General features: G+C 64.5%; 10 protein-coding genes and 4 tRNA genes. 7 read left to right on the top strand and 7 right to left on the bottom strand.

Annotated features, from left to right (window positions below):
- From HMPREF3167_RS06380 to HMPREF3167_RS06395, 4 genes are all read right to left on the bottom strand, one after another.
- A partial coding sequence (locus HMPREF3167_RS06380; protein ID WP_168160833.1) for an exo-alpha-sialidase occupies positions 1 to 2,928 on the bottom strand: 2,928 nt, incomplete at its 3' end.
- 396 nt (positions 2,929 to 3,324) lie between these two features.
- Positions 3,325 to 3,400, bottom strand: a tRNA-Phe gene (locus HMPREF3167_RS06385).
- 35 nt (positions 3,401 to 3,435) lie between these two features.
- Positions 3,436 to 3,509 (bottom strand) — tRNA-Asp (locus tag HMPREF3167_RS06390).
- A 35-nt stretch (positions 3,510 to 3,544) separates the two neighbouring features.
- Positions 3,545 to 3,617: transfer RNA gene (locus tag HMPREF3167_RS06395), tRNA-Glu, on the bottom strand.
- A gap of 260 nt (positions 3,618 to 3,877) precedes the next feature.
- On the opposite strand from HMPREF3167_RS06395, the gene HMPREF3167_RS06400 reads away from it, so the two are divergent.
- The 7 genes from HMPREF3167_RS06400 (at position 3,878) to HMPREF3167_RS06430 (ending at position 9,813) form a co-directional block, all read left to right on the top strand.
- The gene (locus HMPREF3167_RS06400) at positions 3,878 to 5,404 is read left to right on the top strand and encodes a mechanosensitive ion channel family protein (RefSeq protein WP_083281107.1); all 1,527 of its coding nucleotides are present in this window, start codon (positions 3,878 to 3,880) and stop codon (positions 5,402 to 5,404) included.
- Positions 5,401 to 5,802 carry a peptide-methionine (R)-S-oxide reductase MsrB gene (gene msrB / locus HMPREF3167_RS06405; RefSeq protein ID WP_062613187.1) on the top strand — a complete coding sequence of 134 codons (402 nt, stop codon included), beginning with the start codon at positions 5,401 to 5,403 and terminating at the stop codon, positions 5,800 to 5,802. The genes HMPREF3167_RS06400 and msrB overlap by 4 nt, the downstream gene beginning before the upstream one ends.
- Positions 5,786 to 6,751 carry an endonuclease/exonuclease/phosphatase family protein gene (locus HMPREF3167_RS06410; protein WP_083281108.1) on the top strand — a complete coding sequence of 322 codons (966 nt, stop codon included), beginning with the start codon at positions 5,786 to 5,788 and terminating at the stop codon, positions 6,749 to 6,751. Before msrB ends, HMPREF3167_RS06410 begins: the two co-directional genes overlap by 17 nt.
- Positions 6,752 to 6,760: 9 nt before the next feature.
- On the top strand, positions 6,761 to 7,264 hold the full coding sequence (locus HMPREF3167_RS06415) for an AEC family transporter (RefSeq protein WP_070446141.1): 504 nt from the start codon (positions 6,761 to 6,763) through the stop codon (positions 7,262 to 7,264).
- On the top strand, positions 7,257 to 8,294 hold the full coding sequence (locus HMPREF3167_RS06420; RefSeq protein ID WP_083200537.1) for an EamA family transporter: 1,038 nt from the start codon (positions 7,257 to 7,259) through the stop codon (positions 8,292 to 8,294). Before HMPREF3167_RS06415 ends, HMPREF3167_RS06420 begins: the two co-directional genes overlap by 8 nt.
- Before the next feature lie 215 nt (positions 8,295 to 8,509).
- Positions 8,510 to 8,586: transfer RNA gene (locus HMPREF3167_RS06425), tRNA-Lys, on the top strand.
- Between the two features lie 96 nt (positions 8,587 to 8,682).
- Positions 8,683 to 9,813, top strand: a complete 1,131-nt coding sequence (locus tag HMPREF3167_RS06430) for a tyrosine-type recombinase/integrase (RefSeq protein ID WP_070446143.1) — start codon at positions 8,683 to 8,685, stop codon at positions 9,811 to 9,813.
- A gap of 575 nt (positions 9,814 to 10,388) precedes the next feature.
- On the opposite strand, the gene HMPREF3167_RS06435 is transcribed toward HMPREF3167_RS06430, so the two are convergent.
- The 3 genes from HMPREF3167_RS06435 to HMPREF3167_RS06445 all read right to left on the bottom strand — a co-directional run bounded on the left by HMPREF3167_RS06435 (position 10,389) and on the right by HMPREF3167_RS06445 (position 12,143).
- Positions 10,389 to 10,652 carry a hypothetical protein gene (locus HMPREF3167_RS06435; protein WP_070446144.1) on the bottom strand — a complete coding sequence of 88 codons (264 nt, stop codon included), beginning with the start codon at positions 10,650 to 10,652 and terminating at the stop codon, positions 10,389 to 10,391.
- A complete protein-coding gene (locus tag HMPREF3167_RS06440) occupies positions 10,649 to 11,023 on the bottom strand; it encodes a hypothetical protein (RefSeq protein WP_070446146.1) in 375 nt (124 codons plus the stop codon). Before HMPREF3167_RS06440 ends, HMPREF3167_RS06435 begins: the two co-directional genes overlap by 4 nt.
- 127 nt (positions 11,024 to 11,150) lie before the next feature.
- Positions 11,151 to 12,143, bottom strand: coding sequence for an ArdC-like ssDNA-binding domain-containing protein (locus HMPREF3167_RS06445; RefSeq protein WP_148132410.1), 993 nt, complete (start codon positions 12,141 to 12,143; stop codon positions 11,151 to 11,153).
- Positions 12,144 to 12,304 lie beyond the last annotated feature (161 nt).

Genomic DNA, 12,304 nt, shown 5'->3' on the forward strand with positions numbered 1-12,304 from the left:
GTCAGGCCCCGGCTCGGGGTCAGGCCCCGGCTCCGGCTCAACAACCTTCGGCGACACCGTGATCGTGAAGGTCTTGGAGGACGTGCGCGGGATGCCCGTGCCGTCGTCGGCCTCCGTGACAGTCACCGTCACCTCGAAGGCCTCTTGCGCGGCATTATCCACCGCCGGCGTGCCCGAAATGACGCCGGTCGCGGCATCGATCTCCAGGCCCGCGGGCAGACCTTCGGCCGTGAACGTGTCGGCCAGCGCCGGGTCATTACCGGTGGTCTTCAGCTGGATCGGCGCGATCTGCGTGCCATCTGTCGCCTTCACGTTGCGCACCTGGTTCAGCTCCAGCTCGAACGGTAGCTTCTTCGTCAGGTACTTCAGGGTGAAGTTCACGTAGCCGATCTTGTTGAACACATCCGGCTCCATGAGCAGGCCGATCGAGCCGTCGGGCTGCACCGCCATCGTGGTGTAGCCTGTTCCGCCCTGGCGCACCTGGCGGGAAATCGGCCAGGTGGTGCCGTCGTCATAGCTCATCTTGACCGTGCCGTTCGTGCGCCCAGACTCCGTGTTCGAGAACAACAGCACCTTCGAGCGCAGCGTGCCGTTCTCGGCCGTCGGGAACGCGCGGATGATCTGGGCGTTGTTCGTGGCGTCCACGAGGTTCTTGTCCACGTGGATGTCCTGCCAGGTCACGCCGCCGTCGTCGGAGGTTGCGACGATACGGTAGCCCGACGCTGTCCCACCCGACACGCGCGAGTTCAGCATGAGCCGGCCGTCGGACAGCTCGACAATCTTGTTCTCGTCGTACTGCCAGCGGCCGTTCGTCGGCGCGCCCTCCGTGGCCGAGGCGAACTCGCCACCGTGCCAGGTCTTGCCGTGGTCGTCCGAGTAGATCGTGATCGCCTGGAACGTTGATCCCTTGACACGGCACGCGGCCTGCTGCAGCAGGCGGCCCTTGTACGGTTCGTGCATCTTCTGGATGCCCGCGCCCGACGTCGCGAAACAGCCGTCCAGCTGCGCCGCGCGCGCCCCGAGCACCTCGTTCGTGATGATGCGCGAGGACCACGTGTAGCCGTTATCGGTGGAAGACGTGAGCGCGAAGTTCATCGTCTTGCGGTAGGTTTCATCCACATTGCCGTTCTCGTCCACGCGGTAGCCCGGGCCGTTCGGCAGACCCGCGTCCAGCGAGCCGACGTGGAAGTTGAAGATCTCGCCCGTCGTGTAGTCAACCACGTACGACGGGTCCGACCAGCCATAACGCTCACCCGCCGGCGCAACCTTGCCCTCGGCGATGACCGTCATCGGGCCCCAGGTCTTGCCGCCGTCGGTGGAGCGGCGCTGCACGATTGAGTTCTCATTCGGCGAATCGCCGCCGTTCCACGCGCCGTTGGTGGGGCGCAGATCGTAGGAAGCGAGAATGTCGCCGTTGGAGGCCACTGCGATCGCGGGGATGCGGATGTTGTAAGCCGACGTGTTCGACTCCAGGATCTGCAGGTCGGTCAGATTCGCCTCCAGTCGCGGATCCGCGTTTGGCGGGGTGAACGCCGTCGCGGCCGGGCGGATGGTGGGGGTCGGCGTCGTCGCGCGCGCGGTCTCGACGCTCGTCCGGTCACCTTGGGTCGCGTTCACGACGACGTCGGCCTGCGCCTCCCCACGCTCCAGGTCATCGTCGGTGACGGCGTACGGCAACTCGCAGCTGTGGCTCTGGCCGGGGGCGATGGTGGCCTGGCAGTCGCCAGCCGAAATCGAGATGTCGGCGTCGGTGGGATTTTCCACGGTCAGCGTGGCGGTCAGCTCGTCGCCCACCTGGTAGTTGCCCTTGCCCGTGCCGGCCGTGAACTCGAAGGAGGTCACCTCCGCAAGCTTCGCCACGACCTCCGTGGGCTCACCCGTAAACGGGGCGAACGGCGTCGTGGCACCCGAGTAGCCCGTGTTCTCGTAGTACTGGAACGTGATCGACGGGGTAAACGAGCCGCGCTCGACGTCCTCGGCCGTCACCGTGTACGTGGGGAACGGACAGGCCTTAGTGGCGCCCGCCTCGAAGGTGTTCCACTTACAGCCCGACCAGTTATCAAGGTTGGAGTCGGTGGCCTCGAAGGAGCGGGTCTTGCCCGTGTCATTCGTGACGTTGATGGTGTAGCGGATCACGTCGCCCACCTGGAACGGGGCGCCATCCGGGTTCGGGTTCGTCACCGCGAACGTGGCCTTCAGCGTGGGGACCTGCGGCTCGGGCTCGGGCTCGAGGCCGTCGATCTCGGCGCGGACCTCGTCCGCCGTGAGTGCGCGGTTATAAATCTTCAGCTCATCCACGACGCCGGTGAAGCCCTCGCCGCCCAGGATATCGAGCGGGGCCGCCACCGGGTTGGTGATTCCCCAGGACTTCAGCTCAAGAAGGCTGCCGTTGACGTAGAGGGCGATGCCCTTCGTGGAGGAATTCGTGGCGGTGATGTGCGTCCACGTGTTGTTGGCGAGGGTGTAATTGTAGGTCAGCACCCCGCCCGCCCCCGGCAGCACGTGGAAGCCGATCTTGTCCTCCCGATTCTCGGCGAGGCGCTGGGAAACCGCGCGGACGCCGTCAGCGGACTGGATGATCGACGCACGACCTGTGGCCGTGGGCGCCTTCACCCAAAAGCCGATTGACCAGTCGTGGGGGAGGTTGAGCTCCGGGTAGGTGATCTTGGCGCCGTCCTTGATTTCTACCGCCTTGCCGACCTTGCCCTCGACGAGCGGCAGGTCGCCCGTGGGGGTGCCATCGCGGCTACCCCACTGATCCTTCGTGGCGGATTCATCGAAGGAATAATAGGAGATGTGAGTATCGGCGGGGGCGCCCGAGTCGGCGACCGCCACCGGTGTTAGTGGGGCGAGGGGCGTCAGAGCGAGCGCCCCGATGGCTGTGGCGGCGAGTGTCCATTTCCTCCGCCAGGCTCCGGCTTTCTTCATTCGATTGTCCTTTCGCGTCATTGCGATGGTGTGGCCGCATCGGTGCGGGCACGACGGAGGTCAGTTGTCTGACAACCGTACCGTCAACCTTAGGTGAGGTCGGCGCCGGGCGCAATGGATTTGACGCGATGGAGTGGTCAAAAAGGCCGGCTTTGAGGCCGGGCTGCCGGGGGCGCCGGCGGAAGTCGTGAATCTGGGGTGGGGCAGGACGGTATGCGAATCGGTAGCCGGTATTTTCACGAGTTGTTTTGGCCGGATCTCCGGTCAGACCTCCGGGGTTCGGTTTTGTGGTGCAGGGTTGGGTCTATGCCGGGTTGGGTCTATGCCGGGCCGGGTCTGCGCGGACTGGGCCTGTGCCAGGCCAGGCAAAGAAAAAGACCCCCGCGGGGGTCTTGGTGGTGGCTCCGACCGGCGTCGATCCGGTGACCTTTCGATTTTCAGTCGAACGCTCTACCAACTGAGCTACAGAGCCTTAAGAAAAAGCCCGGATTGCCGGGCGTTTCCTTGCGACCCTGACGGGACTTGAACCCGCGACCTCCGCCGTGACAGGGCGGCGCGCTAACCAACTGCGCTACAGGGCCAGATGTGGAATTTCTTCCTGCTTCTGGTGAAGCCGTACCCCCAACGGGATTCGAACCCGTGCTACCGGCGTGAAAGGCCAGCGTCCTAGGCCACTAGACGATAGGGGCTCGTTCCGTCTTACCGGGGAACGTCGACAAGCTTATGCGGATTTCGCGATCTTGCCAAATTGGTCGGACGTGTTATGCGCCACTCTACCACAGGTGTGTGCCGCGGCGAGGTTTTTGCGCTGTCAGCCGGGCCCTCGTGGAGGTGAGGCGGACGCGAGGGGAGGGGCGGGGGTACCGGGGCCGGGCGCGCGGGAGGGGCGCCGTGAGTTGTCAGCGAAACGCGGTGAGTGTTTGTCGGAGGGGTGGTTTAGCCTTGAGACATGGATATGTTTGGTGCGCTGCCAGTGTTTGTGGAGGCCAACGGTGAGGATACCGTGGAGGCCGCCGTTGAGGTGACTTTTGACGTGGTCAAGATGATCCTGACGATCGGTGCGGGCATGCTCGTGGGAATTGTCGCGGGGCTGCTGCTGATCGCGGGGTTGCGGATCCTCACGCGACGTAGCGTGCATATGGACAGGGTGTACCGCGCGGTCAGTCGGCGGCTGGAGGTGCTGCTCGCGCTGGTGGGCGCGTGGCTGGGCTTCCATTATCGGCTGACGGTCATGCCGGCAACGCCGCCGGATTGGCTGAATTGGGTGGGGCACGGCTTCGTGTTGGCGATTATTGGCGCGGTGACATGGGTGTTGTCGGGCCTGGTGGATGGGGTCACGCGGGCGATTAATGACCGGATGGCGGAGACCTCGGAGGGGCGCGCGACGCGGGTGAAAACCCAGACCCAGATTCTGCGACGCGTGATCAAGGCCAGTGTGTGGATCCTGGGCGTGGCGGTGGCGCTGCTGACGTTCCCGGGGGCGCGGGCGGCGGGGGCGTCGATTTTCGCGTCGGCGGGAATTATCTCCGTGGTAGCCGGCCTCGCGGCGCAGACCACGCTCGGGAATGTGTTCGCCGGGCTGCAGCTGGCGTTTACCGATTCGATCCGGGTGGATGACGTGGTGCTGTACGAGGGCAACTATACGAAGGTGGAGGAGATCACGCTCACCTACGTGGTGCTGGCGGTGTGGGACGGGCGGCGGATCATTGTGCCGTCCACGATCATGACCACGAAGTCGTTCGAGAACTGGACGCGCCGGGCGCCGGACATGATGGGGGATGTGATCATCACGGTCGATTGGGCCGTGCCGATCGACGCCGCCCGCATGCGTTTCGAGCAGATCTTGCGTAACACCGACCTGTGGGACGGGCGCACGGGCGTGCTGCTGGTGGCTGATGCGGCGTCGATGGATCGGATCAACTTGCGTTGCCTGGTGTCGGCGAAGAACTCGCCCACGCTCACCGACCTGCGCAACCACGTGCGCGAGGAAATGGTGCGCTGGATCCAGGAGGAGGCGCCGCAGTCGATCCCGCACGAACGCTACTACTCGGGTCAGATGGGCGACATGGCTGCGCGGAATGAGGAGACGCTCGCACTGGTGCAGGAACGCGGCGAGGGGCAGCCGCCGGCGTTCGAGCCGGAGGGCGGGAGCGTGGACGACACGCAGGAGACCGAGGTCATCTCGACGAAGGACGTGGCGAAGTTCTTGCGCGTGCCGCTCGCGGAGCGGGAGGCTGAGCTGGCCGCGGGGAAGGGCGCTGGGGGCGGCGCAGACGGTGGTGCCGAGGGCGGGGAGCCCACGGTCGAAACGCCCACCACGGCCGCGAAGTCGGCGATTTTTACCGGGTCGACGGAGGCGGAGGAACGGGCGAAGGAGTTCGCGGGTCCGGGCGAGAAGGTCTACGAAGAGCGTAAACTAAGCGCCGAAACTCAAAAACTCCCTGTCACGGATACGGAAACGAAGGAGAATACATGACCTTCCGAGTGAACAAGACCGACGACGAGTGGCGTGACATCCTCACTCCCATGGAATTCAACGTGCTCCGTCTCGCGGGCACCGAGCGCCCCGGCACGGGCGAGCTCCTCAACGAGGACCGGCCTGGCATGTACCACTGCCGCGCGTGCGATGCCGAACTGTTCCGCTCCACCACGAAGTTCGACTCCCACTGTGGGTGGCCATCGTTCTACGACCCGAATGAGAAGGGCGCGGTGATCTACGTGGAGGACCGCTCGCACGGGATGGTCCGCACAGAGGTCCAGTGCGCCAGCTGCGGATCGCACCTCGGCCACGTGTTCCCCGATGCGCCGCACACCCCCACGGGCCAGCGTTACTGCATGAACTCGGTGGCGCTCCGCTTTGAACCGGACGCCTAACGTGCGAGTCCTCACCTTCAACATCGAATATGCGACGCCCGTGCCGGCCGGCCAGCCCACGGCGTCGGTGGAGGTGGGGAAGCGCGCCGGACGGGAATCGGCGCGAGTGCTGGCCGATGAGGTCGCGCGCATGGGCGCTGACGTGGTGGGCCTGCAGGAGGTCGACCGCGGGAAGTGGCGCTCGGGTGGCGTAGACCAGCTGGCCTTGGTGGCGGAGGCAGCCGGGTTGCGGGCGCTGTTCGCGCCAACACGCCGCCGGTATGGCATGGGACTACTCACGCGGTGGCCATTGGTTCGCGCGCGGGTGCTCCGCCTGCCCGGGCGGTACTCGCCTCTCGTCCGCGGGGAGGATCCGGCCCGGTGGCGGGATATCGGGCGCGGCATGGTGGATCTGGTCGGTGGCCTATCGGCCGCCCGCGCCTCCCGGCGCGGGCGGCAAACCTCCTGGCGTGTGAAATGGCCCGACCGCCGGGCCTGCCTGTATGCGCTCATCGACACCCCGGAGGGTCGGGTGGTGGTGGGCGTAGCCCATTTGTCAACGGTTCGCTCCACCGCCCGCGAGCAACTCCAGGTAGCCCTGCGTGGATTCGACCACTTCGCGCCCGGCATGCCGGCCCTCCTCATCGGCGACCTCAACCTGCGCATCAACCACGTGGAGCAGGAGCTCGCCCGCTTCGCGGCAGCCACGCCCACCGCGCCCGGCCAGCCAGTCTTCGAGATCCTCCACCGCGGCAACGGCACGCCCAGCTGGGCGCCCCGCATCCAGATCGACCACGTGCTCGGCCGCGGACTCCACGCCCATCAAGACCGCACGGTGTGCCTGCCGGTCTCGGACCACGCGGCCGTCGTCGTGGACGTGACAGCCCGGGCGTCGTCGTCAAGGCCCTGCCCCGAAACCGCGGGCGTCCTCGACGTGGACGGCCCCGAAACCCGCCGGCCCACCGAGTAGGCTGGGCGCGTGGGTGACGTTCTCTTAAGCATTTGGACGCTCCTGGTCTACACGGCGATCGGCTTCGCGCTTGTAAAGTTCCGCGTGGTCGGGCCGGGCGCGGACCGGGGGCTATCCAGGATCGTCTTCTTCGTGACCATGCCGCGCGCGCTCACCGTCCCGATCGACGCCCTCGCCGACGCCACCGTGCCCGTCATGATGATCGCGATGGGAGTCTCTCTCGCGTCGGCCCAGCTGCGGCGGGGGAGGGACGCCCTGCCGCTAGCCGCGTCGGTCGGATTCCGCGTGTTGCTTTCGCCCATCGTCACATTTGCCCTGGCCATGGCCCTGGGCCTGGAAGGAAAACAACTGCTGGCAACGATGGTCGTGGCCGTGTTCCCCACCGCCAACAACCTCTTCGCCATCGCCCACCGCTACGAGGTGGGCGTGGGGCTGGTCCGTGACGCCGTCGTTATCAGCGCGCTCGCATCCATGCCTATGCTTGTTGTCGTGGCGGCGATTTTCTATGGCTAGGGCCGACGGCCGGTGGGGCGGCCGAGACAGCAGACACCTCACAGGGAGCCTCAACTTCACCGAGACCTCCATGCGCTCCGCCGCGCCCGGAATCCTCATCGCGGCCGGACTCATCCAGTACTTGGGCGCGTCGATCGCGGTCACCCTGTTCGCGGTGGCGGCCGTGGGCGCCGTGGCCTGGGGGCGCGTTGCCGTAGCCGCGGTTTTTATGATGATCTGGCGACGGCCGAAGGTCGACTTCCGCAGCGAGCTCGGCCGGCGCCGGCTCGGACTTACCGCGATCTACGGCCTGGCGCTCGTGACGATGAACCTGCTGTTCTACCAGTCCATCGCGAGGATCCCGCTGGGGACGGCCGTTGCGCTCGAATACCTGGGGCCCGTGCTCCTCGCGGCCGTGACCGGGCGCGGCTGGCGGATCTGGACCGGGATCGTATTCGCGTTCGGCGGGGTGTTTGCGATCTCGTGGGTCGGGGTGGATTTGGCCGCGCCGGGAGTGCTCGCCGGCGTCGTGCTCGCCATCGCGGCGGGCGGGGCGTGGGCCGTGTATATGTGGGTCGGGTCGAAGGTGGCGCGTGCCGGGCTAGGTGCGGATTCCCTTGCCCTCGGCATGGCGATCGGAGCGCTCGCGTTCGTGTGGCTGGCTATCCCAGGCTTCGCCGTGATCGCGACTAGCCCCAAGCTTCTCGCCCTGATGATTGCCGTGGGCGTGTTCTCGTCGGTGGTGCCCTACGGGTTGGAAGTCTTCGTGCTGTCGAAGATCCCGGCCGGCACGTTCGCACTCCTCGGGGCGCTGTACCCCGCCACGTCGTTGCTGGTCGGCATGATCATCCTGCGCCAGATCCCCACCCTGGGCGAACTCGGGGGACTCGTGTTGATCACCGTGGCCGTCATGCTGGTGACCTGGACGCCGCGACTTCGCCGCGCCGCCCCCGGCCGGGCCGGCAGGTCTGGGCAGGGGCGCAAGCCGGGCGAGTCTCGCAAACCCGGCCAGCACGGCGAGCCCGGCCAGGGCCGCAAACCGCACCGATAGGGTGCCGCGTCGCCTCGGCCGGTGATGCTTGCCTCCGGCCCGTCACCGCTTCGTGGTTGCTTGTTGCCTCCCTTCACCTGGGGTGCGTGGCGCGGTCGGAGATTTGGTCCGAACCGCGAATTCCCACTGCTTGCGATTTTTCCGTGGGCGCCAAGCAGGGTAGACTTTCCGGGTTGGACGCCGCCGACTCAGGCGTACCAACCGCGCACTCGCGCGGGCCTCTAGCTCAATTGGTTAGAGCAGCGGACTTTTAATCCGTTGGTTGTGGGTTCGAGTCCCACGGGGCCTACCATTAAAACCGCATGAACTCAACGAAAACCCAAACGCCACAAACCCCGTTGACACAGCCGTTGACACAGACGCACGTGTGGCACGCTAAACTAGGGGTATGCCAAAACCACACCCCTACAAGAAAAGCGACGGCACTATAACATGGCGCGTCCGCTTCCGACTCGCACCAAACGCCAACCCCGTCAGCGAAACGTTCACCACCTATGAGGCCGCCCACGACTTCGCCCACCTCATCGACACCGTTGGCCCCGTAGAGGCCCGCCGCATCCGCGACGCCACCACTATCCACCCCGGCGGCCTCACACTCGCCACCGCGTTCACCCAATACCTCTCCCACGTCGCCACCTACACCGAACCAGACACACCACACAGGTACCGGATCGTAGCCGAACACTCATGGCTGCCCACACTAGGCCACTACCCCATCAACGCCCTCACACGGGCGCACGTAACCGCGTGGCTCGCCAAACAGCGCGCCACACCCACCTACAAGGGCACCCCGCCCGCCGCGAAAACCCTCAAAAACGCCCACAGCGTCCTATCCTCCACCCTCCAACACCACGTCACCATCGGGAACCTAGAGACCAACGTCGCGAAGGGTGTCAAGCTCCCCAAAGCCACCATCAACACGCGCCCACACGTCTACCTCACACCGGAACGCTTCACCGCCATCTGCGTCCACCTTGACGGGCAAGACCTATTCCTAGCCCGGCTCTTATATGCGACCGGGATGCGTTACAGTGAGGCGACAGCGCTCACGCCTGCGGACTTCACGCTCGACACCACACCGGCAACCGTGCGCGTGTGGCGCGCGTGGAAACAGACACCTGACGGGCCACGGCTAGGCACACCAAAGACACGCAAAAGTGAGCGCACAATTACGCTCCCGGCGACGTTCGCCCGTGAAGCCGCCGCCTACCTCGCCACCCTCCCACGCATGGGGCAAGTGTTCACCGGCACGGGCGGGGGACTCTTACCTAATCGGGCGTGGCGTGACGTTTGGTACGCGGCGTGTGCCCGCGCGGGCGTTGAGCCACGGCCCACGATCCACGACCTGCGCCACTCCCACGCCTCAGAACTCATCCGCGCCGGCGTTCCCCTACCCATCATCCAAGACCGGCTAGGCCATGAAAGCATACAAACAACCGTGGACACGTACGGGCATTTGGCGGCGGACGCGGGCAACCTCGCAGCGACCGCTATCGACAACGCACTCAACAGCCAATAAAAACACGCGAATAGGGGGCGGGCTAGACACCTGTTTTACCTAGCCCGCCCCATGACGAACAGCGCGCGTTACTTCTTCGGTTTCCCCACAAACAACGCCCACAAACCCCACGTGCAGAAAGTCATGACCCACCACATCATGCGCTTAAACGGGGACGCGCCCCGTATTGTCACGTCTGCCATTTTCGTGTTCCTCCAAATCAAAACCCGGCACTTACCTTAGTAAGGCCCATGCTATGAGAAGCGCCCGCCCACCTGCAACGATCAGCGCGCGCAAAAAAAGGGGGTCTAACCCTCAAAGGTTAGACCCCCACCCCTAGAGTTACCTAGTGTCAGCAAGGGAACAGAAAGAGGTGCTATCAGCGTATCTTACCGTTGCGCACTCTCGCAACTGCGCGACGAATAGTAGCCTCATCCACACCTACACCGCGCGAGATCGTAGTAGACCCCGCACCCTGCTCGGCAAGCGCCCACACGGCCATGTCACGCGCATCACGCGCCAACCTCACCCGCGCCGTCAACTCATCCAGCTCAGTTTGTGCCCGTCGTGCTCGCTCCCACGACCCGGCTGTTCCCTTACGCTCCATAACGATCACCCCCGCGCGCGTAGAACTCGCCCACCATGTCCTCCAGGCCACGATCACGCACCGCGCACGCCATTGTCACAAACTCCACGCACGCCGCATCATACCCCCCGGCCACAACCCGCCCGGCCTCATCCTCATCCAACGCCCAATACTCGGCAACACTAGCCCCGGCCAATTCCGGCAGACGGTCGAACAAACACAGCTCTCCCGCCCTCGCCAACTCGGCGCGCTCATCCACGCTCACCCCGATCATGCGACCACCTCCACAGTGACCCGGCTTGTAGGCACATCGTAGGCGTCCGCGAGATAAGCGCGCATCTCGGCGGCGGTCATCGCCCGCGAACGATCTTCCACCCATTCTTCCCAATCGTGGCTCTCCCATTCTTCCAGCGCGTCAGTGTCACCCGCCGCCCTGCAAGCCGCGTCAGCCGCCCGGTACTCATCGTGCTCAAGCCACCACTCATTAAGGTGCCCACGATCAGGCACCACGTGAGAGAACGGCCCCCCGCCCAGGTCAAGCACTACCCGCTCGCCTAGCTCGCGCCCATCACTGACGATCAGCTCACGGGCCTTATCTCCGTCAAGCGTCCAGAACTCTATTCCGCTAATTGCGACTCGAAACACTTCCCTACCCTTCCTGTCCTACGTTTTGGTGATGCACCCCTACTTGGCGCTATCCTATCCCTTGCCTTACTTTTGTGGCCGGTTAGTTACCGTGCAACCGGCCAAAACACGCCACGCGCGGCAGTCGTCACGCCGCCATCGCCACCCCCGCGCCTGTCACCATTGCCAAGTCGTCCATGATCTGACGAACAGCGCACGTCACAGCATCCTGCACGCCAGCAATTTTGCTTGTATCAAAATCAGACCACTGGGCCACGTAAGAGAAAGACTGATCCCCACTATCAAGCCCGAACATCCCCGCGATAATGTACGCCACGCTCTCAGCCTCCAATTCTTTCAACTCACGACAAACAATGCCATCGCGCTCTCCCAGGTGGCCGCACACCACATGCCCTACCTCATGCGCCATCGTTTTCGCCTTATCCGCCAAGCTCATGTGACGATCAATCTCAATACGCAACTGTCGTTTCGTCTCACCATCCAGGGACATGTGCATTTCTGCGACCGTCCTCCCGCGCGCCGTCCCACGGATCAGTGTTTCTTCCACCGGAATGCCGTAGTGGGCCGCCAACCGGGTAAGAGCCTCATACACCCCACGGTCGTCCATAGAGTCCAATAGCGGCCAACCCCCACCCCGATCCGCATACACGCGACGGCGAACAGCCTCCAGCGGCTCCCCCTCCGTTTGAGCAATGTCAAACACTGGCACCGCTTTAAACGCCATAAAATTAACCTCCTCGGCGTCCGCCGGGTGATCCTCGCGCGCCCCGTAGCGGTTCCCCTCACCATCACGCCAATACCGAACATTGATGGGCGCGAGAATCTTAATTGCCTTTTCGCCCTTACGCACCTTCCGCCCGTATTTCTTCCACTGCTTAAAAGACGCCACCAACGTCGCCGTCCAGCCGGTCTGTAGGCCTATCAGCATTTGGTTATTGGCCGAGTAGTGATAAAAGCTCATCGCGGTGTCCAACCACTCCACATAGCCCCCCGCGCCCTCAACTTTGGCCGCGCCCTCAACAAGCAACTCGCGCAACCGCGCAATTTCATTCTCGCGCCGCTCTTTAGCCGCCGCCCGCTCATCCTCACTCATATCTGACCACTTCGTAAACTTACTCACGATCAAACGCCCCTATCTATCCTAAAAAGTCTCTGCTCCGTCTTGCCTTTGCTAGCTCTTGCCCGTGGGCAGTGGTTATAGCTCGCCCATGATCCGCCGGATCTCACGGATAAGCACTGGCGCTTGCTCGGCCAAACCACGATCCGACTTGATAAACTTCT

The sequence above is a fragment of the Trueperella sp. HMSC08B05 genome (assembly GCF_001808405.1).
In the GTDB taxonomy this organism is placed as follows: Bacteria; Actinomycetota; Actinomycetes; order Actinomycetales; family Actinomycetaceae; genus Trueperella; species Trueperella bernardiae.

Excerpts from the sequence above, each read along its gene's own strand:
- HMPREF3167_RS06420 (WP_083200537.1), top strand. The coding sequence starts at position 7,257 with ATGGCTAGGGCCGACGGCCGGTGGGGCGGCCGAGACAGCAGACACCTC.
- HMPREF3167_RS06430 (WP_070446143.1), top strand. The coding sequence starts at position 8,683 with ATGCCAAAACCACACCCCTACAAGAAAAGCGACGGCACTATAACATGG.
- HMPREF3167_RS06400 (WP_083281107.1), top strand. The coding sequence starts at position 3,878 with ATGGATATGTTTGGTGCGCTGCCAGTGTTTGTGGAGGCCAACGGTGAG.
- HMPREF3167_RS06435 (WP_070446144.1), bottom strand. The coding sequence starts at position 10,652 with ATGATCGGGGTGAGCGTGGATGAGCGCGCCGAGTTGGCGAGGGCGGGA.
- msrB (WP_062613187.1), top strand. The coding sequence starts at position 5,401 with ATGACCTTCCGAGTGAACAAGACCGACGACGAGTGGCGTGACATCCTC.